The sequence below is a fragment of the Nonomuraea recticatena genome (assembly GCF_039533245.1).
Classification (GTDB): Bacteria; Actinomycetota; Actinomycetes; order Streptosporangiales; family Streptosporangiaceae; genus Nonomuraea; species Nonomuraea roseola.
The window spans coordinates 1-22,586 of the sequence record NZ_BAAATE010000053.1 but is presented as its reverse complement, the minus strand read 5'-3'; the positions used below and the strand labels follow the sequence as shown (position 1 = coordinate 22,586).

Here is a 22,586-nt window from a genome sequence, read left to right as displayed (position 1 = left end):
AAATACTGGTCGTCAGCGCCGGACGGGAGCGCAGGAGTAGCTGCCGGCGTCGGCCGGGTCGCCGTGACCGATGTAGCGGGAGACGAACGGGTACCGGCACAACTCGCGCCTCACCGTCTTGCCGGAGGAGTCCGTGATGGCGGCGCTCAGCGTCTGCGGAGCCTTGCCCTGTTCGACCCAGGCCGTCAGGGCACCAAGGGCGTCGGTGGGCTTCGGGCCGGTGCTCGTGTCTCCGGCGCAGTGGGAGACGCCCGGTGCCAGGAACACCCGGTAGAAGTCGTCGACCCGGCGCGCACCGCCCATGGCAAGCTCCACCCGCCGGCGGTAGTCCACGGTGCCCTGGGCCGGAATCAGCTGGTCGGCCTGGCCGTGCCAGGTGAGGAGCTTGCCGCCGGACCTGCGGAACGCTGACAGGTCGGGGTCGTCGGTGCCGATGATCGCGTCGTACTCGGCCTGGGACTGCTTGAACAGCTTGGCGAACTCGGCGTAAGTGATCGTCGAGAGGTCGTAGGAGGGCTGCCGCTTCAGCCATGTCGCGACCCAGGCGGCCGGGACCGGGAACGGCGCGCCCATGCGGTTGCCGTCCGCGTCGAGCTGGGTGCCGGCGAGGTCGAAGCCGGCTCCGATCGGTACGCCGGACCACAGCTTCGTGCCGGACGGGGTGCGGGGGCCGTCCCAGATCTTGCGTACGACGGCCGCGTCGGCCGCGGTGATGGTCTCCTGCTTGCCCTCGCACTCGACCGTCTTGCCGATGAGCCGGCGCGGGTCGAAGTCGCACGTGGAAGGGTCGCCGATGAGCCCGTCGCGGGCGCCGTCGAGCGGGTCGCAGGCCTTGACGGCGGCCTGGTTGAACAGATTGAGCTCGCAGGGGGCGGGGAAGGTGTTCTCCTCGTTCATCACCACCTGCGGCCACAGGGTCGCGACCTCGAACTCGTCCCAGTTGATCGCCGGAGCGGTGGCCAGGATGCCGTCGTAGTCGCCGGGGTGGCGCTGGGCCTCCATGTAGCCCTGGCGGCCTCCGGTCGAGCAGCCGGTCCAGTACGAGTAGGAGGCGGGCTTGCCGTACACCTTGGCGATGACCTGCTTGGCGACGACCGTCATCTCGTGCTGTGAGCGGTCGGCGAAGTTCTTCAGCAGCGCCGTGTTCACCTCGCCCGCGCTGTTCAGGGCCCAGGTGGTGTCCAGGTAGGCGCCGACGCCGGCGTCGGTGGTCGCGGCGGCGTAGCCGCTCTTGATCGCGCCGGCCAGGCCCGCGCCGTAGTCGCCGGCGGCGAAGGCGCTGCCGCCCAATGCCTGGAAACGGCCGGTCCAGCCCGTCTCAGGGAGCCAGACCTGCACCTTGGCGTGGTCGCCGACGCCCGGGTGAGTGAGCGTGACCGTGACCGCGCAGTGGGCCGGCACGCCGGGGATGTCGGCACCGGGCAGCGGCGTCACCGGCGGGACGTTCACGGTGCCCGCCTCCCGGCGCTGCGCCGTCACGGATTCCACCGTGGTGCCTGCCGGGGCGGTCACGGCGATGGACGAGCAGGTGAAGGGGGTGGCGACGGCAGCCGCGGCGCCGGTCGGCAGGCACATCGCCGCCACAAGCGGCACACCGGCCGCGAGAAGGATCAGAAAGCGCTTCATGACGTTCCTTTCGCTGAAGTTCAGGTCGTCAGCTGTTGGGGTGCGTCTCACTGTCGTTCGCGGCCGACACTCGGCACATCAGTCAGTTGACGGTCAGCACCGGCGAGCCGCTCCGGGCGCACGTCACACGCGCTGCTCCGCAGTCAGCGGGCCGCATACGAGACATGCGCGCAGCTCTTCCGCCCACGGCGCGGGCGGTGCCGCCCATGCTCACGTCGCCGACTGAAGAGTTGAATGGCTTAACGCGCCGAGGCGCGCACACGACCGCCACGCAAGGCAAGGTTGCCCGCCGACCAGCGCCGTTGTGCTGCCGAACGTCGGTCAGGCCGACTCCTCGTGCCTGACCGTCAAATGACCGATGTGGCCGCGGTCCTTCCTGGATGACAGTGATGGCGCCAGATTCATCACCTTCGTCGGAAGCTTTGAAAGGGGAATTCCGTGGCCAGCAGCAGGGGTGTACGCAGCAGGGGGCTCAAGTGGGGCGCCCTGTCGACGGTCGCGATCGGTCTCCTGACCACCGCCGTCGCCACGCCCGCCCTCGCGGCGGACAAGCCCGCCAAACCGACCATCGTGCTGGAGCACGGCGCCTTCGCCGACGCCTCCAGTTGGAACGCGGTGATCGAAGAGCTGCGCGCGGACGGCTATCCCGTCGTCGCCGCGGCCAACCCGCTGCGCGGACCGGCCCACGACGCGGCCGCACTCCGCAGCGTCCTCGATCACGTCGCCGGACCCAAGATCCTCGTCGGGCATTCCTACGGCGGCTCGGTCATCAGCGTCGCCGGCGCGAACGACCCCCAGATCAAGGCCCTCGTGTACGTCGCCGCCTTCCTGCCCGCCCCCGGCGAGACCGCCCTGGAGCTGACGAACAAGTACCCCGGCTCCACCCTCCCCGCCACCCTCGACCCCACCCCCTTCGCCCTCCCCGACGGCACTGCCGGAACCGACCTGTACATCAAGCCCGGCAAGTTCCACCACCAGTTCGCCGCCGACGTACCGGCCGGCACCGCGGCCCTCATGGCCGCCACCCAGCGGCCCATCGCCCAGTCCGCCCTGGAGGAGAAGACCGAGGCCGCCGCCTGGAAGGACAAGCCCACCTGGGCAATCATCACGACCCAGGACCTCAACATCCCCGCCGAAGTGCAGCGCTACATGGCCAAGCGCGCCCACGCGCACGCCGTCGAAGTACGCGCCTCCCATTCCGTCGCCGTCTCCCAGCCCAAGACCGTGGCCGGCGTCATTGAGAAGGCCGCCCGCACCACCCGATAGCCCCACGACCCGAAAGAAGGATCACAACCATGGATATGAAGCTCGAAGTCGTCGTCCTGCCCGTATCCGACGTCGACCGCGCCAAGGACTTCTACACCCGGCAGCTGGGTTTCCGCCTCGACGCGGACTTCCCCATCAACGACGGTTACCGGATCATCCAGGTCACTCCCCCCGGTTCGGCCTGCTCGATCATCTTCGGCGACGGCCTCACCGACGCCGAACCCGGCGCGGTCGAAGGGCTGCACCTGATCGTGTCCGACATCGAGCAGGCCCACAGGGAACTGGCAGGCCGCGGCGTCGACGTCGCCGGCCCGTTCCACGATGCCACCGGCGCTTTCCACCAGGCCGGCGAGACCAACCGCGTCATGGGCCTGCACCCGCAGCGTGCCAGCTACGGCTCCTTCGCCTCGTTCGCCGACCCCGACGGCAACCGCTGGTTCCTGCAGCAGATCATCGAACGGCTGCCCGGCCGCTGACCAGCGGCATCCCCGAGACACGGCCACACCATGGAGGACCAGTGACCAACGTAGACACCCGTACCTATGACGTGGTCGTGATCGGGGCCGGTCCGGTCGGCGAGAACGTCGCCGACCGGACCACCGCCGCCGGCCTGAGCACCGTCATCGTGGAAAGCGAACTCGTCGGCGGCGAATGCTCCTACTGGGCGTGCGAACCGAGCAAAGCCCTGCTGCGCCCCGCGCTCCTGCGTGCCGACGCCGGACGGGTGCCCGGGCTGGGCCCGGCCGCCGCCGGACCGCTGGACGCCGCCGCCGTACTGGCGCATCGCGACCGCATGGCCGCCCACTGGAACGACGACGGCCAGGTCGAATGGCTCAAAGCGGCCGGCATCGACCTCCAACGCGGCCACGGCCGCCTCGACGGGCCACGACGCGTGGCCGTGACCACCCCCGACGGCGGCACCATCCACCTGTTGGCCCGGCACGCCGTGGCCGTGTGCACCGGCAGTACAGCCGCCCTTCCCGACCTGCCCGGGCTCGCTGCCCTGCGCCCCTGGACCAGCCGCGAAGCCACCAGCGCCCCGCAGCCGCCCGGACGACTCGTCATCGTCGGCGCGGGCGTCGTGGCCACCGAGATGGCCACCGCCTGGCAGGCCCTCGGCACCGAGGTCACTCTCCTCGCCCGCGGCGCCCGCCTGCTGCCGCAGATGGAACCCTTCGCCGGCGAACTCGTCGCTGACCGCCTGCGCGAAGCGGGCACCGACCTGCGGTTCGGCGTGACCGTCGCCACCGCTGCCCGTACGGACGGCCAGGTCGGCATCACCCTCTCCGGCGGCGGCCGACTCACCGCGGACGAGATCCTCTTCGCCACCGGCCGCGTACCCCGCACCGGAGACATCGGCCTCGAGACCGTCGGCCTGAACCCCGGCGACTGGCTCACCACCGACGACTCCCTCGCCGTCACCGCCGCCCCCGGCGACTGGCTCTACGCCGTGGGTGACGTCAACCGGCGGGCCCTGCTCACCCACCAGGGCAAGTACCAGGCCCGCATCGCCGGCGCCGTCATCGCCGCCCGCGCCTTCGGCGCCCCGCTCGACACCGAACGCTGGAGCCCGCACGCCGGCACCGCCGACACCGCAGCCGTTCCTCAGGTCGTCTTCACCGACCCCGAGATCGCCAGTGTCGGCCTCACCACCATCGAAGCCCGGCGCACCGGCCGCCGCGTTGACGTCGTCGACTACAACCTCGCCCACGTCGCCGGCGCCATCCAGCACGACCCGGACTACCGCGGCTGGGCCCGCGCCCTCATCGACCCCGATCGCCGCACCGTCGTCGGCTGCCACTTCGCCGGACCAGGCGTCACCGAGCTCCTCCACTCCGCCACCGTCGCGATCACCGGCGAGATCCCCATCGAACGCCTGTGGCACGCCGTACCATCCTTCCCCACCATCAGCGAGGTGTGGCTACGGCTGCTCGAGACGTACCGGGACCAGCACGGCGGCCAAGGGCCCATGTGTGGCCGTCGCGGATGAGTAGTTCGGCGCCGTTGGCCGGGTGGACCGGGATCAGCTGGGCACGGACCGCCGCGTTCAGCGCGGTCCGCGATGTGGATCCGCACGGTGGCGTAACGACAGCCAGCGGCCGGTCGGCGAAGGCGACGAGTTCGGTGTGGTCACGGTGATGCGCTGCCCCTCGCCCGGCAGCATCCCGGGCAGAGGGCGCGCAGGATGCGCCACACCTCCTGGTGTCCGCCGGCGTCGGCCAGCTCGGCCAGGGCCGCGACGGCGCGGCGGGTCTCCAGCCAGGTGCGGCGCAGCACCAGCGCGAGCCGGCGGCCGATCGCCTCGGCGGGCAGCTCGCCCCTGGCGGCCATGCTGAGGACCAGCGGGATACACATCAGAGCCCTGAAAGGGGGGCAGACGGGCCCGCGAACTCGGCTTCAGAAGACCCGCTCGGCGCGAGCGGGGCCCGCGCTGGCCCGTTTGACCCGCGTGACCCGCTACAGGCGGCGACAGTTTCCTGGGCGCTTCGGGCGGTCGTCGGTCCAGCCTGTCACGGACGTCCAGACCTCGGACGCCGCGATCTCACCTTTGGACAGGCCCACGGTGCTCCCTCCCGCCTTCGTGACCTTGGCCAGGATCTCGCCGGTCGATGGGTTCAGGATGGTCGTGTGGTCCTCGGTCACCTCGTCGTCCTCGCCGAACTCCCTGAAGGACTTTGTGCCCTTTTTGAAGTCCACGGCGAGGCCGCCGCGTCCCAGCGGGTCTTTGGCCGGCCCCCGGACGCTGGTCGTCGGCAGGTCGGCGAGCAGGCGAAGGACGGCGGCCCGGGCCGCCGGCCTGATGGGCATCGCCAGCAGGAAATGAGAATCGGCGATGGCTACCTCCAGTGCCTGCCCTGTCTCGGCACGGCGGGACTCCCAGCGGGCACGCAGCCACTCCCGCAGCCCCTTGTCATCGGCAGGCAGCGCCGAAATCTCGGCCAGCGTGTACCCGCCAAGCGGGTGAGCGCCGGGCCCGTAATCCGGCGTGACCTCGTGGGTGTACTGGCAGTCCCTGATCTCGGCACGTATCGGCAGCTTCACGCAGTCGGCCGCCTTCGTGCCGGGTGCGCACACACGCTGAACCCTGGCGGGCGATCCGGCGGCCTGCCAGGCCCGCTCGTCGGCCGGAGTCGCAGGGCGCAGGACCGGTTCCCCGTTCTGTGTCTGTACAGGGTCCTTGGAGTCGCGTGGCAGCCAGAGCTCTGTCCTCGACGACACCGACGCGTTGAAGGTTCGTCCACCGGCTTGTACCCGTATCAGATGGTCGTTCACCAGCGACCTGCGCCAGTACGCGCCGCGGTCGTCCGGCAACCGTGCGACCTGGGCGGCCAGCCGGCGCAGTGCCTCGTTCCCGTCAGCGGGCGCGAGCACGGAAGGAGACGGGGGGGCGGGCACGGCGATCTCCTTGGAGACCAGCGCGACCACGGCGAGGATGACGGCGACCACCGCGGCCGCCAACACCGGCAGCCCTCGAAAGCCCCGACGCGGGCGGACCGCGACAGGCCCCAGGCTTTCCGGCGACACCAATTCCGCACCTGCGGTGAAAGCGTCGCGGAGTCGGTCTTCAACGTTTCGGGTCATCTCTCCTCCTGCAGTTGGGTGGCGAGCACCTTCAGCGCCCGGGATGCCGTCGATTTGACCGTTCCGCGGCTGACCCCCATCGCCTGGGCGATTTCCGCTTCTGACAGGTCCAGGTAGTAACGCAGCACCAGCGCTTCGCGCTGGCGTCGTGGCAGAGCCCGGACGGCTAGGAACACCTGTCGGCGAGTCTCCCCCAGCAACGCCGCCGCCTCCGCCGACCAGAAAGGAACCTCGCGGTGACCGCGAAACCGCCCGATGATCACCCTGCGCCGCAGCACCATCCGGCACCCATTGACCACGGCCGTGCGCAGGTACGGCAGCACCTCCCCTCGGTCGGACAGCTTGCTCCACCTGCGAAACACCGCGGCGAACGCGTCCTGGACCACGTCCTCGGCGGTCTCCTGGTCACCCACCAACAGGAACGCCAACCGCACAAGAGCAAGCCGGTGGGCGCGGAATAACTCGGTCACGACTATGTCGGCCGGCCCCTCGGCGCCCGGAGAACCGGGCGGAGCATGGATGGTCTCGGAATTCATGTCTTCTACATGCGCAAGCCCCCGAGGGGGTTGCGTCACGCCGACGCCTTCTTCTGCGCCTGACCCTCGGCACCGCCCTGCTGGGGTTCCCGTAGTACTCGAGGAATGTCCGCTGCCCGGCGGCGGACTCCTGCTGTTCCTGCCCGCCGAACTCGGCGGCCGTGCCGTACGCGTGAATGAGTGCATCGAGGCGGCCCGGTCGACCCGGGAGCGCCCGGGGTGGCCAAGCAGGTCGAAGAGAGGTCGGCGCGGGTGAAGAGCGGCGCCTGCCGCGTCCGCGTGGGGGTCAGGCGACCCAGCCGCCCGTGTGCCGTCGCATGCCGCCCATGTACCGCATGCCGCCGCCTACGCTCGCGCAGCGAGCCCAACCACCTTGATCACCGTGTCTCATGCCAGCAGCGTGCCAGTCGCCGCTCAGGGGAGGCAAGATCGGCGCCCGCCCGCGCCCGGGGGCGACGTACGGCGTTGTGGCGGGGCACCCGGTTCATCCCGCTCCGCCTGAACCCGTTGCGGTGGCCGCGCTGACTCCGCGGTTGCTACCGGGACCCCCAGCAGAGCTGGAGCGCCTGCGGGGTTCCCGGAGATTGGGAGGGACGAGCTAGCGAGGTTCTTCACCCTTACTCCGGCGGATGTCGCGTTCGTCGATCCCGGTCGGGGCCGTGGTCCGGCGGACCGGCTCGGCTTGGCCGTGGCGTTATGCACGTTACCGTGGCTGGGGTTCGTGCCGGACAAGGTGCTTTCGGCCCCGCCGGTGAGCTGAAGCGGAACTTGATCGCGGTGCTGCTGGCCCACACACACGTGACCGACCAGCACACCACCTACGGCACGAAAGTCATCGTCGCGACCAAGCGCGAGGCCCACTACGTCCTCGACGTCTCGGGAACGCGACCGACATTCCCGTCACCGAGCACGCGACGGACACCCACGGGTCACGCTGGTCCCGCTGGGAGAGGTAGGTACTCGCGGATCTTGCCGGGCACGTGCGGCCGCTGGTCGCCGAGCGAGATACCCAGCGTCGGGAACTGGTTGGCGATCTCCAGCACGGTGAGAGGGCCCGGCGCTGTAACTGTGTGACCTGGCGTTCGCGAGGGTGAAATCGAGATTCGGTGGTGCTCGAGCCCGCCGAGTACGCCGTGCTGAGTCCGGAACGCGAGGACTGCCTGCGGACGCAGATCGCGCACCGATGAGGTTTCCGCGCCGCGCCCGTCTGTACGTGTGAGATCGACTCAAAGGAGGCTGGCACGATGCGGAAACCGACCTTCGGCATGAACATGAGCCTGGACGGCTACATCGCCGCGCCCGGCGACGACCTCGGCTGGAGCGTGCCGAGCGACGAGCTGTTCCAGTGGTGGTCCGACCGGGTGGAGGCGACGGGCCTGGCGCTGTACGGGCGCAAGCTGTGGGAGACAATGAGCTCCCACTGGCCGACCGCCGACAAGCAGCCGGGTGCCACACCGGCGGCGATCGAGTTCGCCGGCCGCTGGCGGGACATGCCGAAGGTGGTGTTCTCCTCTACGACCAGCACGGTCGACTGGAACACCCGTCTGGTCACCGGCGACGCGGTCACCGAGATCACCAGGCTCAAGGCCGACGACGGCGGCCCCATGGACATCGGCGGTGCCACACTCGCCGCGGCGGCCATGCGGGGCCGGGCTGATCGACGAGTACGCGATCGTCACCCATCCGGTCCTGGTGGGCGGCGGCACGCCGTTCTTCACAGCCCTGGACAACTGGGTGAACCTGAGCCTGGTGGAGACCCGGACGTTTCCCGACGGCGTGGTGCTGACCAGGTACGAGACGAGGCGATGAGCACTGGCCACATGCTCGGCTCGTGAGGCCAGGTCGAAATCCTTCCTGGCGTGCTCACCGTGACCCTCGGCTATGAGGGAACCTTCCCCGGCCCCTTCCTTGCGTTCCAAGTGAGCTGTTGACCGACTCGCTGGAGATGAGGACGACGGCGTCGTCGATCATGAAGATGATCTTCGGGTATGAAGATGCCCCGCCGGCAACGCCGGCGGGGCGGTGGTGTTCGAGTTACCGCGTGGGTGTTCAGCTGGTCGGGGTGCTCATTCCGCGGTGACTTCGGTGACGGCGGCCCGTGCGCTGGACTCGTCGACGATGCGGACTTGTCTGATCACAGCGTCGCGGGCAGGCCCAGCCATGGTTTGTCGGTGGCGTCGAATCCGGTGAGCTCGGCGATCTTCCCGTCGACGATGTGCAGGACAGCGATGGCGAACAAACGGTACTCCGGGTCGCCGGGGGCGCGGAGGTACAGCACGGCGGCAGGCATGCGGTTGACCGTCGTGGTGATACAGCGCCAGTCGTCGTAGCCGTGTTGGAAGAGCCCACTGGAGACCCAGCCGTCCACCGCGTCCTTGGCCGTGACGACCAAGGCACCCGGATCGGGCAGCATCGTGAAACGCAGGTCGTCGCGCAGCAGAGCCATCAGCCCGTCGAGGTCGTTGCGCTCATGGGCGTCCATGTACGACCTCACCACGCTGCGCTCGTCATCCGACAGCTCGTGCGTGGCGGGGCTCCGCCAGTCGAGGCGGCGGTCGGGCAGCTGCTCGCGCATCGTCACGCGCGCCCGCTGCAGCGCGCTGGTCACCGATGCGACGGTCAGTTCGAGGGCGTCGGCGGCTTTCGACGCCGGCCAGCCGAGGACGTCGCGCAGGATGAACGCCGCCCGCTGCCGCGTCGGCAGGTGCTGGACGGCGACGATGAACGCCAGCTCGATCGTTTCCCGCGCCACCACCGATTCCTGCGGGTCCTCGGGGAGCATCCAGTCGGGGTACGGCTGCAGGTACAGCACCTCGGACGGTACGGGTGTGCGGTCGTTGCGCTTCTCCAGGAAGTCGAGGCAGGCGTTCGTCGCGATCCGGTACAGCCAGGTCCGCAGGGCCGCGTGGCCCTTGAACGACTCCCGCTTGTTCCACGCTCGCAGGAACGTCTCCTGCGTCATGTCCTGGGCGTCCTCGTAGTTCGCGAGCATCCGGTAGCAGTGCACCTGCAGCTCACGCCGGTGGCGCTCCGTGATGAGCGCGAACTGTGCTGCGTCGCCTGAGCGGACCGCCGCGATGAACGTGGCCTCGTCGGCGCCCTGCAGTCTGGCGTCGGTCATGGTCATCAATCCTTCCACCGGTGCGAGAGGGCTAACAGAACTGACGACGTGGCGGAGGATTTCTGATCGGTGAAGCCGCTGACACCCGGGCCGTTCGCCAGGCCGGATGGCTCGGGGTCGATCTCCGCGCGCTCGAAGCCGGGCAGCCTGGCCTGCGCGACGGAGGCGTACAGGTGCCTGTCGAGCCGGTGCAGGCGTGATCGGAGTCGCATGTGTATCTCTTGCCCAGCTTCGTCGACGTTTACAGGACGCGTTTGGCTCCCGGCAGGGACCGCACCAGGTAGGCCAGGCCCCAGCACAGCGGCAGGGCCAGAACCGCGACGACGGCGAACTTGACGATCGCGGCGGCGTGCAGCCCGCTGAAGGCGTAGGAGAGGCCGACCAGCACGACGGGGTGGATGAAGTAGACGGTGTAGGCCTGCTCGGACAGGAACCTGCCGCGCGGCCCCTGCCGGTTGCAGCGCTCGCGGAAGGTCACCAGCAGGCCGATGGTGATCCCCACCGCGAACACCGCCTCCCACGTCGCCGCCGCCAGCTCCGACGGCACGCCCTGGGTCGCGAACCGGACGGGCAGCAGCACCAGCGAGCCGGCCGCCGCCGCCGCCAAGCCGAGCCTGCCCGCCCTCCTCGACAGCGCGTCGAACCAGCCGTGCCTGAAGGCCAGCACGCCCAGGACGAACATGCTGACGTACTGGGGCAGGTGCGAGGGCGTGGGCAGGCCGAGCACCGGCACGTACAGGCCGGTGGGCACGACCAGCCGCCACAGGAACGTGACGGCCGCCAGCGCGAGCGTGTACCCGGCGATCGCCGCGAACCCCGGCGCGCCCTGGGGCACGGGACGAGGGGTCCTGCCGTAGCGGCGGACGAGCGCGTAGACGGCGACGAGGACGAGCAGCACCTCCACGAACCACATCGGGCCCGGGTCCCAGGAGGCGAGGTAGAACTGCCAGTACGGCAGGTCCATCTCCCTGTAGATGCCGAAGGTGACCAGCGGCCGCAGCAGCAGGAGGAAGACGAGCAGGGGGATGCCGAGCCGTACCAGCCGGTCCCTGAGGAACGGGCGGCCGCCCTTGCGGTCGTGGGAGCCGGGGGTGAAGAAGCCGGACAGCAGGAAGAACAAGCCCATGAAGAAGGCCTGGTCGAACATGACCAGGACGTCGAGGGCGAGCCCCGAGGGGTCCTGGGCGGGCTCGACGTAGTACCAGACGGGGATGTTGCCGTAGGTGACGGCGACGTGGTGCAGGACGACCAGCACGGTGAGGGCCACGCGCAGGTTGTCGACGTAGGCCAGGCGCTTCATCGCACCGCCCTGAGGAAGATCTCGACCAGTTCCCTGGCGTGGGCGTCGACGGCCACGTCGTCGCCGAAGGCTTTACGGAGTCCGACGATGCGGAGGGCGGGCTCCCGGTGTGTGGGCATGCCTTGAGAATCGCGCGGCGGCGGGGGTGGCGGATCGTCCGGCCGGAGAGCGGGATGGTGGATTCCGGCATCAACCGATCGGTTGATGCGGCGAGAGCGGCTGGTCCGTGGCGCGGGTCCCAGCGCCGCTGTCCACCGGCACATGCTCCAACGCCAGGCTGTCGTGCGTGTTGGCTGCCGCCCGCTGGAAGACCGGACGCTGTGGGCGATGCTCTACTCCACCGCCGCCCGCGCTGAGAAAGTCCTGCGCCTGAACGTCGAAGACCTGGACCGCGCCAACCGCCGCGCACGCACCATCCGCCCGACGAGCTGCTCTACGACATCCGCACCGCCCGGATGCTCGGCCGGCTCCTCGGCCGCCCAACCCGCGGGCCGATCTTCCTGTCCGCGCGCATCGCCCCTGACGACGGCACCGCGCCCGTACATGACGTCGACCCGGCCAGCCGCCGCCGACGCATGACCTACCACACCGCCGAACGCCACCTCGGCGCCGCCACCGACGGCTGGAATCTGCACGACCTGCGCCATTCCCGACTCACCCACGCCGGCTCGGACGACGCCACCGAAGCCGACCTGATGAACCTCTCCGGCCACGAAGACCGCCGCACCCTCCAGCGCTACCTCAAGCCCAGCGAAGAAGGCACCCACCGTCGCCTCGACGGGCTCGACGCCCAGCGAGGGACCTGGACACCCAACGCCGACGAAACCATCCCGACATCCGCCCCGAGTGGCCCGCTACTCCCGATGGCGTAGTGCGGCCGGTGGTTGATCCCGGTGCGGTAGCGCAGCTGCCTTCCCTGGGGGGACGCCCCTGACCAGCACCCCGACAACAATTGCCGCTCGTGAGAGCCCGTGCGCCACGGTCTGGGTGCACGGGCACCGATCATGAGAGGACGGATGTCGTGAAGATCAGCCTGGTGACCCGGGCGAGTGCGGCCGTGCTGAGTGTCGCGGGCATGGTGATGGTGGCTCCCGCCGCTGAGGCGCGCTCCGGGGTGGATGACGCGAAGCTGACGTCGGCTCTGGAGGAGGTCCACCGGGCCGGCATGCCGGGGGTGCAGGGCGCCGTCCGCGCGGGCGGTCAGGCGTGGCGCGGCGCCTCCGGGGTCGCCGACCTGGCGACCGGCCGCCCCGTCAGGCCGGACATGCGCCACCGGGTGGGCAGCATCACCAAGACTTTCACCGCCGCCGCGATCATGCAGCAGGTCGAGAAGGGCCGCGTGCGGCTCGACGCGCCGATCAGCCGCTACCTGCCGCACGTGGTGCCGGGTGAGCGCGGCGAGAAGATCACGGTCCGGATGCTGCTCAACCACACCAGCGGCATCCCCGACTACCTCCTGGCGGCCTTCCCGTCCCTGGCGGACATGTCAGCCAAGAGCCTGGACGACAACCGGTTCAGGCACTTCAGCCCGGCAGAGCTGATCACGATGGGGCTGGCGCTGCCCGCCCGGAAGCCGGGCAGCCTTCCCGGGGTGTACTCCAACACCAACTACCTCATCCTCGGCCTGCTCCTGGAGAAGGTGACCGGCACCACGGCCAGGGCCTACATCACCGACCACGTCATCCGGCGCGCCGGGCTGCGGCACACCACGCTGCCGACCGGGCCCCGCATCAAGGGCCCGCACCCGCGGATGTACGAGGCGATGCACGGCCAGATCGACCCGCCACGCGACTACAGCGTCTACGACCCGTCGTGGGTGGGTGTGGGGGCGGCGCTGGTGTCGACCGTGGAGGACCTCAACCGCTTCTACGGCGCGCTGCTCGACGGCCGGATCGTCACCCGGGCGTCGCTGGCGCAGATGCAGCGCACGGTCCCGGTCTCCACCCAGGTCTACGAAGACAAGATCGACTACGGGCTGGGGCTACACAAGGTCACGATCCCGGGCTGCGGCACCTTCTGGGGCCACAACGGCACCATGTGGGGGGCCGGGGCGGTGTCCCTGACCCGGGCCGACGGCGCCCGCCAGATGTCTTACGCGATCAACCTCATAAGGTGGAACGCGCTGGACGCGTCGGGCAAGCCGCAGCCGCACCCCATCGACGAGGCGCTGTCGGCCTTCCAGCAGCAGGCGCTGTGCGCCACCGCCTAGCGGCCGGCTCGACCTGACCGGGCTGCTGCGTCCGATGCGTCTGCGCGGCTTCACCGCTGCCCGGCTTCACCCAAAGGATCACGCGATGCGGCGGGCAAGCGGGTTCGGCGCCCCTGCGCGGGTCACCGGCTCAGGCCGGACGGTGCCGCAACTGACCATCACCCCAGGTCAGCCATGTCCGCCTGGTCGTCGCGGTTATTGCGGCAGTCCCACATAGGGACCGAAGCACGTGCTGAAGTCGCGATAGCAGGAGAAGTGTTCGAGGCCTTCGTTAGGGTTTCCGGTGGTCATCCAGACATTGACCTTGGTGGCCCCGCCGGGGACGTCCGCGTTGACGGCTAGGGTCGCGGGCCCAGATTCGTCGCACCAGGTGCTGGAACTCTGCCAGTCCAGCCGCCGCCCGGAGTTGGCTATCCGGGTGTCCGCGTACACCCGCCGGCACCCGACTGCCTTGAATGCTCCGGTGACGCCGACCGATCGGTTGTACCAGGTGACCGTGCCTTTGTAGTAGCTCGCCCCGACCTGGATCGAAAAGGTGCTGGTGGGGTAGGCGGCGGCGGTGGCGGGCGCCGCCGCGAAGACCATCCCGGTAACTGACGCCACCGCGGCCACGACTGCGCCGACCTTCCTCGTGCGGCTCTTCGCCTGCGTTGTGTCCTGCAACCTCACCATGACAACCACTCCCAGCTTCTTCGAGTAACGGGTGCGCAAGCCACGTATCACCGGCGTGCGGAGGCGACCGCCTCAGATCGGGCGGTGAACGTTGCCGCCGTTGTTCGGCGACACCACTCAATCCCGCGTGGACCTTGTGCCGCAAAGCATTCGATCCAGTTCAAATCCACCGCGACGACTGCTAGCGTCGGGACGGTGCTCGCGCTGCGTGTAGACGCCGACACGGTGTCCAGGACACGGTTGTCGCCCTCTCCGGCGTCGGAGTCCATGGCGTGGCTGAAGCTCACCGCCGCGTCGAGACGGCACCCGGTGTTCGGAGATCCCGGACCGCTCGCCCGCGCGTCTCTCGCCCACCCGGACGTCGCCCTGCTCGCCGACCTATTGCCGCAGAACGGCGACACCTACACGCCCGACCTGCTCACCCCGCAGCCAGGGACGGACGCGCAGCGTCGTGACCTGCTCGACGAGCAGATCGCGCAGATCGAGGCCACAGCGCAGGACGATCTCGAAACCCAGATCTTCACCCACACCCGGACCCACTGGAGCAGGCCACTACGGGCCACGACCCGCCGGATCGCGGAGTCGGGGCGGATGCAGCGACGTCTCGCCAACGGGCTCGCCCGGTTCTGGCGGGATACCCTCTCCGACGGCTGGCCCGAACTGCGCTCCATCCTGGATCAGGACATCGCCCACCGCGCGACGGCCATCGCCGCCCATGGCGTCGGCCGAGCGATCGGAGCACTCCACCCCGACATCGATTGGGCTGGCGACGCGGTTACCCTCGCCAAGTGGTGGGATGGCGAAATCGATGTCACCGGCCGGGACCTGGTCCTCGCCCCCAGCGTGCTCAACTGGCCCCACGTCATCATCCAGGTCGATGTCCCCGGGCAGTTCGTCCTCTACTACCCCGCCCAGCGAGTCGGAGCCAGCCGGGACCGCAGCTCCAGAGGGATCGCGCGAGTGGTCGGCAACGCCCGAGCAGCCCTGCTGGCGGACCTCGAAACCGCCCGGTCGACCGCAGAACTCGCCACCCGGATCGGCTACAGCCCGGGCACCGTCTCCTACCACCTCAACGCACTGCACCGCGCACGCCTCGTCACCAAGGTCAGAGAGGGGCGCTACGTGTTGTACCAGCGGACCGCACAGGCAGCACGTCTGCTGGAAGAACCCCGCGACTAGCCGGCCGACCACAGATCGATGGCGAACAGCCCGATGTCTGGACCTGCGAACCGACTGACCGCAGCCTCGTTCGCTCGGGAACCCGGACACCTTTACGCGAACTCGAAGCCATCAACCGGCCGTACAGCTCCACCCGGCACCACCGACGATTACGAAGAGTGAGGGATCTTGCTGACGTTGGCGCCGACGGCCAGTACGCGCGGCTCGGCGTAGAGGACCGGGCCGACGGTGAGGTCGGACTCCTCGACGGGCAGCCAGACGACCAGGACGTCGACGTCACCTCGGCGCAGCGCTCCGAAAGGATCGTTGAAGGCCGGATGCTGAATGCGCAGCCTCCAGCTGGGATGACGGGCGCGGAAGGCCTCCCAGTAGGCACGCAGGTCGTGCAGTCAACGCCGTTGACCCGGGGTGGGTCAGAACCGGCATCAATCACGGGACTTGGGCCAAGAGCCCCGCGGAGGGTGGCGCGCCGATCGTGGCCATGGCACTGCTCGGCCCTGATGGCCCCACCGCCGCTTTCGTCCAGCACGAGGGCCCTCTTCCCTGGTAGTCCCCGGCGGGTTGGCCGGCTGTGACTGTGGCCGGCTTCATCGGCGGCGGCGGGATCTCGTGGTTCAGCCACGGCTCCGGCCGGGTCGCCGACTCGGTGTGCGCCTTCGAGATCGTCGATGCCGGCGAGGGCGTTGACCAGGTCCAATGTCGCCGGAGTCCGGGCGTGCCGGCCGCAGCGTCACGGTCGCAGTTCCTCTCCTTCGACTACGTCACACCGCTGACGCAGCACAGCAGACAAAGGTGACCGCGAACGCACCGGTCACCCTTTCCCCGCGCCATCCGTCATGCCGGGGACCAACACTCACTCAGGAAGGGTTGCCGACGATGAGCAGGATGGACGTCCACGGGACGGTCGCGGACGGGTTCGAGCAGGTGCGCGAGGCGTTCGCCGCGGTGGTGGCCGAGCAGGACGGCCAGGTGGGCACGCAGCTGACCGCCTACGCGCACGGCCGGCGGGTGGTCGATCTGTGGGCCGGGGACGAGGTGAGCGGTGACACGCTGACCGGGGTGTACTCCTCCACCAAGGGTGCCGCGACGCTGGTGGCGGCGGTGCTGGTGCAGGAGGGTGTCCTCGATCTCGACGAGCCGGTGGCCCGGCACTGGCCGGAGTTCGCCGCCGCCGGCAAGGACGGGATCACGCTGCGGGACGTGCTGACTCACCGTTCCGGCGTCATCGGGGTCGACGGCGGGCTGTCGGCGGCCGAACTGTCCGACGACGTGGTGATCGCGCGCCGCCTGGCCGCGCAGCGGCCGTACTGGCGGCCGGGCTCCTCCTACGGCTACGGCGGGTTCGTCACCTTCGCCATGGTGAACGAGGTGATCCGGCGCGCCACCGGCCAGTCGCTGCAGCAGGTCTACGACGAGCGCATCCGGACCCCGTACGGGCTGGACCTCTACCTGGGGCTGCCCGAGGCCGAGGAGGGCCGGTTCCGGCCGATCGAGGGGTGGACGGCCACCCCGGAGCAGGAGGCCGCGTTCTGGGCGAAAGTGCCCGGACCGCACAGCATCCTCGGCATCGGGTACGGGCTCAACAGCACGCCGCCGCTGGACCAGGTGGCTTTCGCCAACACCCGCGCCGTACGCGCGAACGGTCAGGCCTCGGCCGGCGGCGTGGGCAGCGCGCGCGGCCTGGCCGGCCTGTACGCGGCGGCCGTCTGGGGAGTGAACGGGCAGCCGCCGCTGCTCAAGCCGGACACCGTCGGCGAGTTCGCCCAGCTGCACTCCGTCGGTGCCGACCTGGTCCGCGGCGACCAGGGCAACTACGCGCTCGGTTTCCAGGCCAAGGGCCTGCGCTACCCGTTCCTCAGCGCGAACGCCTTCGGCCATGACGGCTCGGCCGGCTCGGAAGCCTTCGCCGACCCGGTCAGCGGCATCGCCTTCGGCTACACCCGGCGCCGCTTCGGCTTCGGCTGGTCCTACCCCGAGCACGATCTGCTGGCCACCGCGGTGCACGGAGCCATCACCTCCTGAAGGGCCTCACATGAGCACACACACCTCTCCCCGTACGGAAAGAAGCGGCCTCGCCCTGCTGGTGATCGCCGCCGCGCAGCTGCTGATGGTGATGGACGGCACCATCGTGACCGTGGGCCTGCCCGTCATCGGAACCGGGCTCGGCATCGCCGAGGCCGACCTGGACTGGGTCCTCACCTCCTATGCCCTGGCCTTCGGCGGCCTGCTGCTGGCCGGAGGCCGCGCGGGCGACCTGTTCGGCCGCCGCAGGATGTTCCGCGCCGGGCTGGTCGTCTTCCTGGCCGCCTCCCTGCTGGGCGGCGTGGCAGGCAACGGGACCGTGCTGATCGCCGCCCGCGTCCTGCAGGGCGTCGGCGCCGCGATCGTCGCGCCGGCCGCGCTGTCCCTGCTCGCCGACACCTTCCCCGCCGGACCGCGGCGCAACAAGGCACTCGGCGTCTACGGCGCGATGGGCGGCCTGGGCTCGGTCGTCGGGCTGCTGCTGGGCGGCGCGCTCACCGAGTACCTGGGCTGGCGATGGATCATGTTCGTCAACATCCCCATCGCACTGCTGGTCCTGGCCGGCACCTTCGCTGTGGTGCCCGGCAGCCGCGGGCGCGGCGGTCTCGACCTGCCCGGCGCGGTCACCGTGACCCTGGCCCTCGGCTCACTGGTCTACGCGATCAACCGGGCCGGCTCGCACGGTGTCGGCGACGGGCTCACCCTGGCCTTCGGCTCGGCCGCCGTCGCACTCCTGGTCGCCTTCGTCCTCATCCAGCGCAGCGCACGCGACCCGATGCTGCCCTCAGGCGTGCTCGCCGACCGCGGCAGGCTCGGCGCCAACCTGGTGATGCTGCTCATGGGCGCCGGGCAGCTGGCCACCTTCTACTTCCTCACCCTCTACATGCAGACGATCGAGCAGTACACGCCCATGATCACCGGTCTGGCCTACCTGCCGTTCGCCATCGGCATCGGCATCGGCTCCGGCGTGGTCGGACCCAGGCTGCAGGCCCGCACCGCCACCCGGACCGTCCTGGCGATCGGCATGGCGGTGGCGGCCGCGGCGATGGGCTGGTTCAGTCTCCTCGCCCCGGGCCAGAACCCCCTGTTCGTGCTCCTGCCCGCGCAGCTCGCCGGCGGTATCGGCCTGGGTATCGGCTTCGTCGCGGCCACCATCGGCGGCGTCCACGGCGTCGCATCGCGCGATTCCGGTATCGCCTCAGGCCTGGTCAACACCAGCCAGCAGATCGGCGGCGCCCTCGGCCTGGCCGTCCTGGCCGGCATCGCCGTCGCCGCCACCACCGGCCAACCGCAGGGCACACCCCTGCCCGACGCGCTCACCAGCGGCTACACCGCGGGCATGCTCGGCGCGGGGGCGTTCTACCTGGCCGCCATCCTCACCGCCGTGCTGCTCCTGCGGCCGCGCCCTGCGAGCCGGAACGCCGAACCCCTCGGCAGCGCCTCCCGGTGAGATCACCGGTCACCTTCACGCCCTGCGACCCGTCAGAGCAGCGAAACACCGTTCAGAAAGGAACCCCCATGACCACCATCGAGCAGCACAACCGCCAGTCGCGTCTCCCCAACCCCGCCGTGCTCGTCCCCGAGCTCAAGGACATCGGCGGCGCCCTGTACAGGGCGACAGGGAACGGCACGATCCCGCAGACCACCATCAGCCTGGTGCAGCTGCGCGCCGGCCAGATCGCCGGCAGCACGTACCTGACCGTCCTGCACACCGGCAACCTCCGCAAGGCCGGCGCCAGCGAGGAGAGCATCACCGCCGTGGCCTCCTGGCGGGACGCGCCCTACTTCACCGCCGCCGAAAGGGTCGCGCTGGAGCTGGTCGAATCGGTCCTGACCCCGAACCCGTCCGGCGAGCGCGTCCCCGACGAGCTGTACGCCCGGGCGTCCGAGCAGTACGACGACCAGGCGCTCGCCACGCTCATCATGGCCATCGGCCAGGTCTGCTTCTTCCTCCCCCTGGCCCTCATCGGCAAGCCGCTGCCCGGCCTGTCGCCGGCGGAGCAGTGGAGGAAGTAACGCCCATCCACCAAGGGCCGCGCTCGGGGTGAGGCTCCTCACCCCGAGCCCCTCCGCCCCTGTCGCAACCAGCCGGTCTCCGTCGACATCCGCGAATCCGGCCTGTGTGATCGGTAGAGCATCGGGGCTCGCCCTGGACCATCCTCCGGGTCGCACAACCCCGGACACCCACCAGGCCGCGTCGGGCAGCGCGAACGACCGGCGGCACCCTTCGCCGCGAGCGGGTAGCCCCCGTACACGCGAGCGCGCCCACAGCGGCCTTCCGCCGAGACGCCCACCCGGCTTCGGCGACATCAAGAAGGCACGCGACCCGCAGACCCCCGCCCACCCCCGCAGCCTCAGGAAGCGTCGCGGTACAGGTCCCGCCTTTCGGGCAACCGCTCGAGGCCGGCGGACCTGACCGGCCCGTGAGGAGGATGGGACCGGGTGAGGGCGCCCGGTCCGCCCTCACCTTCTCGACCGTGGCAGCCGGCAGCTCCAGGTAGCTCCCACCACGCCCGTGCAGTCGCGGTGATCAGGCGGCCACGCCGCGGGCGATGTAGAGGTTCATGTCGGTGAAGTCGACGGTGATGTTGTAGGGCTTCCAGAAGCAGTGGGAGAACCAGCCCATGGTGTCGAACCCTGTCCCATAGGGCCAGGGCACGTTGACCGGCTGGTTCGGGTTCGTATAGGAGTAGACCTCCTTGGCGACGGCGTTGCCGAGGCGGATCTCCTTCGGATAGCAGGGGTAGACGACGGCCGGGTGGCTTTGGGCGAAAGTTCCGACCTGGCGGTCGTAGTCGGTGCGGATCCCCAACTGCTCGGCCGTCTCCCCGCGCATGCCCGCGGCGATCTCGCTGCCGCCGCCGAAGTTCACACCCACCACCCCTGTGCGGGAGCCGGCGACGCCGGAGAAGCTGCCCGTGCTGTGCAGGTACTGCTCACGGGCCAGCCACAGCGGCAGGGGTTCGGCGCCCGCCCGTGTGGCGGCGGCGCGTGCCTTCCCGGCCGTTTCGGGGGTACGGCGGCGCAGGATCAGTTGCCGGCCCGCGTAGTCGAAGGTGGTCAGCAGGTGGTAGAAGACCCACGTGCCGATCAGGCCGTCGCTGTCGGTGTCGACATCTCCGCCCGACTCCGTCGCCGACCAGCCCACCGGGACGTTGCGCAGTTCGATGCCGCCCAGCTTGAAGGAGTCCAGTATCCCGTAGTGCGCCCATATGGAACCGCCCTCGAAATCGATCTTCTGACTGGCGACGGGACTCAGCCCGGCCTCCTTGGCCACCGACGCGCGCATGCCCAGATTCGGGGCGCCGGTGTAGAACGAGAAGCGCTTCGTCGGCCCGCCGTTGACCGAAGCCTCCACCAGCGGCATCGGGTCTGTCTGCTTCCATGGCACCCGCGCGGTCTGGCCGTGGACCTGATACGCCTCGCCGCGGACTGCCCCGAACCACTTGGCGTAGCTGTCCTCGCCGGCCGCTTTCCAGTGGGGTGCGGACAGGCCGAATTTGTCCTGCCGGATGTAGCAGTCGGCCAGGAAGTGGTTGGCGTCCTTGTCGTCGGGCGCCAGCTGGAGGGCCAGCTTGAGGTATTTTTCGGCGACCGCGAACCGATTGGCCAGCAGCGCTACATAGCCGCGCTGGCGAGCCGCGTGCAGGTTCTTGGGGTCCTTTCTGAGGATCTCCTCGTACGCGCGGCCGGCCTGCTCGAACTTCCCGGCCTTGAACAGCGCGTCCGCGTCAGCGCTGTCGGCCAGCGCCGTGGCCGCCTCGCCCAGCAGCGGCGCCGTCGCAGCCGCACCGGCCAGCACCGCGGCGCCGCGCAACACCGAACGCCGGTCCCACCCCCCGTCATTCACCAACACCTTCTCCTCTCGTGATCACCTTCGCCGGAACGTTCTGTCCACGGACGGTCACAGCAGCCACCTGGATGGTCGGCCCGTTCGGCTTCGACCAGTCGACCGGTACGGTCACCGTGCCGCCGCAGTCCATCTCGGGCTTGTCCGGAGACGGCTTAGAGTCCACGGTGGACGACGCGCGCTCGCGGTGCCCGCGGTGCTGGCGCCGGCGGACCCGGCCCGCCGCCACGGCCGCGACCACGGCTGTGCGCATGACTGCCTCCTCAGGCTGCTTCACGACGTAGGGTCGCCAGCCTGACGAGCACATCCTGCGCGTACGACGGGCTGGCTCCGGCAGTGATGCGCTGTGGTCCATGCCTCCACTGAAGACGGAAGACTGTTGCCGTGACGTATGCGTTTTTCGATACGCCCGCGATACACGAAATCCCCGGCCTCAAGGAGGCCTGGGTGATCGGCGCCGATTCCAGGCCGAAGCCGGACGTCACCCTTCGCGCAAGATCGTCATGGATTCCGGCCCCGCCGGATACACAGCCGCGACTTGCCGAGGAGCCTGGTACAACGCCCGCCCTCAGTGCAGTCGATAGACCTGCGCTTCGAGCCAGGCCACGCATCGTTCGATCTGTTCCCGGCTCAGCCCGGTGACCTCCTCCAACTGCTCAACGGTGAGCGCTTCAGACCTGTCCAGGGCTCTGGCCATCTTTCCCGCCCACAGTTCCTCGTCGACGAAGGGACGGTGGCGGTAGTGCTCCTGCAGCGCGGCGAGATGCTCACGGCTGCAGCTGGTCAGGAAGCGCTGGCCGTCGCGTGCGGGGTCGCTGGCGTGCGTCACCGAAGAGTCCCGTGCCATGCCGTGGACCTCCATCCCGTCATGGATCGCCATGCCACACCAGCCGCATAGCTGAGGTCCTTCCGGCTTCTCGCTGTCCATGCCTGCCGCCTACCCGCACAGGTGTACGGCACCAGCCCCCTTCTCCCCTGTCAGGCAAAGTCTTGGGGGCCGCTAAGGAGTCATCCGCGTCCTGGCGGTTGCGGATCTTCGGGTCCGGCACCTCCTGAACGGCCACCCCCGTTGAGCCCGGCCCAGCGCAGCGCCCTCATCGCGCTACATGCTCGTCAGCATCGCTGATGAGCCCCATGGGGCACTGCTGTCGACACCTGGCTCTGAGCGGTTGTGCTCGTCGTTGGCGGCGAGGACTGCGCGGATGTGCAGCTCCTGCCCGCGC

At 69.8% G+C, this 22,586-nt stretch carries 24 protein-coding genes and 1 pseudogene; 12 read left to right on the top strand and 13 right to left on the bottom strand.

What is annotated here, in order from left to right:
• Positions 1–12: 12 nt before the first annotated feature.
• Positions 13–1,626 carry a tannase/feruloyl esterase family alpha/beta hydrolase gene (locus tag ABFX50_RS47355; RefSeq protein WP_346157067.1) on the bottom strand — a complete coding sequence of 538 codons (1,614 nt, stop codon included), beginning with the start codon at positions 1,624–1,626 and terminating at the stop codon, positions 13–15.
• A gap of 438 nt (positions 1,627–2,064) precedes the next feature.
• Here ABFX50_RS47355 and ABFX50_RS47350 point away from each other — a divergent pair, with 438 nt between their 5' ends.
• From ABFX50_RS47350 to ABFX50_RS47340, 3 genes are read left to right on the top strand one after another with little or no spacing between them, the layout of a single operon-like run.
• The gene (locus ABFX50_RS47350) at positions 2,065–2,892 is read left to right on the top strand and encodes an alpha/beta fold hydrolase (protein WP_346157065.1); all 828 of its coding nucleotides are present in this window, start codon (positions 2,065–2,067) and stop codon (positions 2,890–2,892) included.
• A gap of 29 nt (positions 2,893–2,921) precedes the next feature.
• The gene (locus tag ABFX50_RS47345; protein ID WP_346157063.1) at positions 2,922–3,368 is read left to right on the top strand and encodes a VOC family protein; all 447 of its coding nucleotides are present in this window, start codon (positions 2,922–2,924) and stop codon (positions 3,366–3,368) included.
• 41 nt (positions 3,369–3,409) lie between these two features.
• Positions 3,410–4,882, top strand: coding sequence for a dihydrolipoyl dehydrogenase family protein (locus ABFX50_RS47340; RefSeq protein ID WP_346157060.1), 1,473 nt, complete (start codon positions 3,410–3,412; stop codon positions 4,880–4,882).
• 140 nt (positions 4,883–5,022) lie between these two features.
• On the opposite strand, the gene ABFX50_RS47335 is transcribed toward ABFX50_RS47340, so the two are convergent.
• From ABFX50_RS47335 to ABFX50_RS47325, 3 genes are all read right to left on the bottom strand, one after another.
• Complete coding sequence (locus ABFX50_RS47335; protein ID WP_346157059.1) at positions 5,023–5,247, bottom strand: hypothetical protein; 225 nt, start codon at positions 5,245–5,247, stop codon at positions 5,023–5,025.
• Positions 5,248–5,349: 102 nt separating this feature from the next.
• A complete protein-coding gene (locus ABFX50_RS47330; protein ID WP_346157058.1) occupies positions 5,350–6,474 on the bottom strand; it encodes a hypothetical protein in 1,125 nt (374 codons plus the stop codon).
• A complete protein-coding gene (locus ABFX50_RS47325; protein ID WP_346157057.1) occupies positions 6,471–7,010 on the bottom strand; it encodes a SigE family RNA polymerase sigma factor in 540 nt (179 codons plus the stop codon). The genes ABFX50_RS47330 and ABFX50_RS47325 overlap by 4 nt, the downstream gene beginning before the upstream one ends.
• Before the next feature lie 583 nt (positions 7,011–7,593).
• On the opposite strand from ABFX50_RS47325, the gene ABFX50_RS51610 reads away from it, so the two are divergent.
• Both ABFX50_RS51610 and ABFX50_RS47320 read left to right on the top strand, forming a co-directional pair.
• Positions 7,594–7,770 (top strand): DUF4158 domain-containing protein, encoded by a 177-nt coding sequence (locus ABFX50_RS51610; RefSeq protein WP_379506784.1) that lies wholly within the window; start codon positions 7,594–7,596, stop codon positions 7,768–7,770.
• A gap of 484 nt (positions 7,771–8,254) precedes the next feature.
• Positions 8,255–8,819, top strand: a pseudogene (locus ABFX50_RS47320) (dihydrofolate reductase family protein).
• Positions 8,820–9,144: 325 nt separating this feature from the next.
• Here ABFX50_RS47320 and ABFX50_RS47315 read toward each other — a convergent pair.
• From ABFX50_RS47315 to ABFX50_RS47300, 4 genes are read right to left on the bottom strand one after another with little or no spacing between them, the layout of a single operon-like run.
• Positions 9,145–10,131 carry an RNA polymerase subunit sigma-70 gene (locus ABFX50_RS47315; protein ID WP_346157054.1) on the bottom strand — a complete coding sequence of 329 codons (987 nt, stop codon included), beginning with the start codon at positions 10,129–10,131 and terminating at the stop codon, positions 9,145–9,147.
• Between the two features lie 5 nt (positions 10,132–10,136).
• Entirely contained in the window at positions 10,137–10,343 is a 207-nt protein-coding gene (locus ABFX50_RS47310) for a hypothetical protein (RefSeq protein WP_346157052.1), read from the bottom strand.
• Positions 10,344–10,372: 29 nt separating this feature from the next.
• Positions 10,373–11,431: an acyltransferase family protein gene (locus tag ABFX50_RS47305; RefSeq protein ID WP_346157050.1), complete on the bottom strand. Its 1,059-nt coding sequence runs from the start codon at positions 11,429–11,431 to the stop codon at positions 10,373–10,375.
• Positions 11,428–11,550, bottom strand: coding sequence for a hypothetical protein (locus ABFX50_RS47300; RefSeq protein ID WP_346157047.1), 123 nt, complete (start codon positions 11,548–11,550; stop codon positions 11,428–11,430). Before ABFX50_RS47300 ends, ABFX50_RS47305 begins: the two co-directional genes overlap by 4 nt.
• Before the next feature lie 336 nt (positions 11,551–11,886).
• Here ABFX50_RS47300 and ABFX50_RS47295 point away from each other — a divergent pair, with 336 nt between their 5' ends.
• Positions 11,887–12,303 carry a hypothetical protein gene (locus ABFX50_RS47295; protein ID WP_346157044.1) on the top strand — a complete coding sequence of 139 codons (417 nt, stop codon included), beginning with the start codon at positions 11,887–11,889 and terminating at the stop codon, positions 12,301–12,303.
• A 149-nt stretch (positions 12,304–12,452) separates the two neighbouring features.
• Positions 12,453–13,640 carry a serine hydrolase domain-containing protein gene (locus ABFX50_RS47290; protein ID WP_346157042.1) on the top strand — a complete coding sequence of 396 codons (1,188 nt, stop codon included), beginning with the start codon at positions 12,453–12,455 and terminating at the stop codon, positions 13,638–13,640.
• Positions 13,641–13,835: 195 nt separating this feature from the next.
• On the opposite strand, the gene ABFX50_RS47285 is transcribed toward ABFX50_RS47290, so the two are convergent.
• Entirely contained in the window at positions 13,836–14,351 is a 516-nt protein-coding gene (locus ABFX50_RS47285) for a hypothetical protein (RefSeq protein WP_346157041.1), read from the bottom strand.
• 156 nt (positions 14,352–14,507) lie between these two features.
• Between ABFX50_RS47285 and ABFX50_RS47280 the strand changes: the two genes are divergently transcribed.
• Positions 14,508–15,491, top strand: coding sequence for a DUF5937 family protein (locus tag ABFX50_RS47280; RefSeq protein WP_346157038.1), 984 nt, complete (start codon positions 14,508–14,510; stop codon positions 15,489–15,491).
• Positions 15,492–15,640: 149 nt separating this feature from the next.
• Here the strand turns inward: ABFX50_RS47280 and ABFX50_RS47275 are convergent, their stop codons facing one another.
• Positions 15,641–15,871, bottom strand: a complete 231-nt coding sequence (locus ABFX50_RS47275) for a LysR substrate-binding domain-containing protein (protein WP_346157096.1) — start codon at positions 15,869–15,871, stop codon at positions 15,641–15,643.
• Between the two features lie 197 nt (positions 15,872–16,068).
• On the opposite strand from ABFX50_RS47275, the gene ABFX50_RS47270 reads away from it, so the two are divergent.
• The 4 genes from ABFX50_RS47270 to ABFX50_RS47255 all read left to right on the top strand — a co-directional run bounded on the left by ABFX50_RS47270 (position 16,069) and on the right by ABFX50_RS47255 (position 19,529).
• Positions 16,069–16,287, top strand: coding sequence for a hypothetical protein (locus ABFX50_RS47270; RefSeq protein WP_346157037.1), 219 nt, complete (start codon positions 16,069–16,071; stop codon positions 16,285–16,287).
• Between the two features lie 80 nt (positions 16,288–16,367).
• The gene (locus tag ABFX50_RS47265; protein ID WP_346157035.1) at positions 16,368–17,513 is read left to right on the top strand and encodes a serine hydrolase domain-containing protein; all 1,146 of its coding nucleotides are present in this window, start codon (positions 16,368–16,370) and stop codon (positions 17,511–17,513) included.
• 10 nt (positions 17,514–17,523) lie between these two features.
• Complete coding sequence (locus ABFX50_RS47260; RefSeq protein ID WP_346157032.1) at positions 17,524–18,963, top strand: MFS transporter; 1,440 nt, start codon at positions 17,524–17,526, stop codon at positions 18,961–18,963.
• A gap of 68 nt (positions 18,964–19,031) precedes the next feature.
• The gene (locus ABFX50_RS47255) at positions 19,032–19,529 is read left to right on the top strand and encodes a carboxymuconolactone decarboxylase family protein (protein WP_346157029.1); all 498 of its coding nucleotides are present in this window, start codon (positions 19,032–19,034) and stop codon (positions 19,527–19,529) included.
• Between the two features lie 514 nt (positions 19,530–20,043).
• Here the strand turns inward: ABFX50_RS47255 and ABFX50_RS47250 are convergent.
• From ABFX50_RS47250 to ABFX50_RS47240, 3 genes are all read right to left on the bottom strand, one after another.
• Entirely contained in the window at positions 20,044–21,363 is a 1,320-nt protein-coding gene (locus ABFX50_RS47250) for an aspartyl protease family protein (protein ID WP_346157026.1), read from the bottom strand.
• Complete coding sequence (locus tag ABFX50_RS47245; RefSeq protein ID WP_346157025.1) at positions 21,356–21,616, bottom strand: hypothetical protein; 261 nt, start codon at positions 21,614–21,616, stop codon at positions 21,356–21,358. The genes ABFX50_RS47250 and ABFX50_RS47245 overlap by 8 nt, the downstream gene beginning before the upstream one ends.
• Positions 21,617–21,931: 315 nt before the next feature.
• Positions 21,932–22,291, bottom strand: a complete 360-nt coding sequence (locus tag ABFX50_RS47240) for a hypothetical protein (RefSeq protein ID WP_346157022.1) — start codon at positions 22,289–22,291, stop codon at positions 21,932–21,934.
• Positions 22,292–22,586 lie beyond the last annotated feature (295 nt).

Excerpts from the sequence above, each read along its gene's own strand:
- ABFX50_RS47335 (WP_346157059.1), bottom strand. The coding sequence starts at position 5,247 with ATGTGTATCCCGCTGGTCCTCAGCATGGCCGCCAGGGGCGAGCTGCCC.
- ABFX50_RS47255 (WP_346157029.1), top strand. The coding sequence starts at position 19,032 with ATGACCACCATCGAGCAGCACAACCGCCAGTCGCGTCTCCCCAACCCC.
- ABFX50_RS47265 (WP_346157035.1), top strand. The coding sequence starts at position 16,368 with ATGAGCAGGATGGACGTCCACGGGACGGTCGCGGACGGGTTCGAGCAG.
- ABFX50_RS47300 (WP_346157047.1), bottom strand. The coding sequence starts at position 11,550 with ATGCCCACACACCGGGAGCCCGCCCTCCGCATCGTCGGACTCCGTAAA.
- ABFX50_RS47305 (WP_346157050.1), bottom strand. The coding sequence starts at position 11,431 with ATGAAGCGCCTGGCCTACGTCGACAACCTGCGCGTGGCCCTCACCGTG.
- ABFX50_RS47310 (WP_346157052.1), bottom strand. The coding sequence starts at position 10,343 with ATGCGACTCCGATCACGCCTGCACCGGCTCGACAGGCACCTGTACGCC.
- ABFX50_RS47355 (WP_346157067.1), bottom strand. The coding sequence starts at position 1,626 with ATGAAGCGCTTTCTGATCCTTCTCGCGGCCGGTGTGCCGCTTGTGGCG.
- ABFX50_RS47260 (WP_346157032.1), top strand. The coding sequence starts at position 17,524 with ATGAGCACACACACCTCTCCCCGTACGGAAAGAAGCGGCCTCGCCCTG.
- ABFX50_RS47325 (WP_346157057.1), bottom strand. The coding sequence starts at position 7,010 with ATGAATTCCGAGACCATCCATGCTCCGCCCGGTTCTCCGGGCGCCGAG.
- ABFX50_RS47315 (WP_346157054.1), bottom strand. The coding sequence starts at position 10,131 with ATGACCGACGCCAGACTGCAGGGCGCCGACGAGGCCACGTTCATCGCG.
- ABFX50_RS47245 (WP_346157025.1), bottom strand. The coding sequence starts at position 21,616 with ATGCGCACAGCCGTGGTCGCGGCCGTGGCGGCGGGCCGGGTCCGCCGG.
- ABFX50_RS47240 (WP_346157022.1), bottom strand. The coding sequence starts at position 22,291 with ATGGACAGCGAGAAGCCGGAAGGACCTCAGCTATGCGGCTGGTGTGGC.
- ABFX50_RS47330 (WP_346157058.1), bottom strand. The coding sequence starts at position 6,474 with ATGACCCGAAACGTTGAAGACCGACTCCGCGACGCTTTCACCGCAGGT.
- ABFX50_RS47295 (WP_346157044.1), top strand. The coding sequence starts at position 11,887 with ATGCTCGGCCGGCTCCTCGGCCGCCCAACCCGCGGGCCGATCTTCCTG.
- ABFX50_RS47345 (WP_346157063.1), top strand. The coding sequence starts at position 2,922 with ATGGATATGAAGCTCGAAGTCGTCGTCCTGCCCGTATCCGACGTCGAC.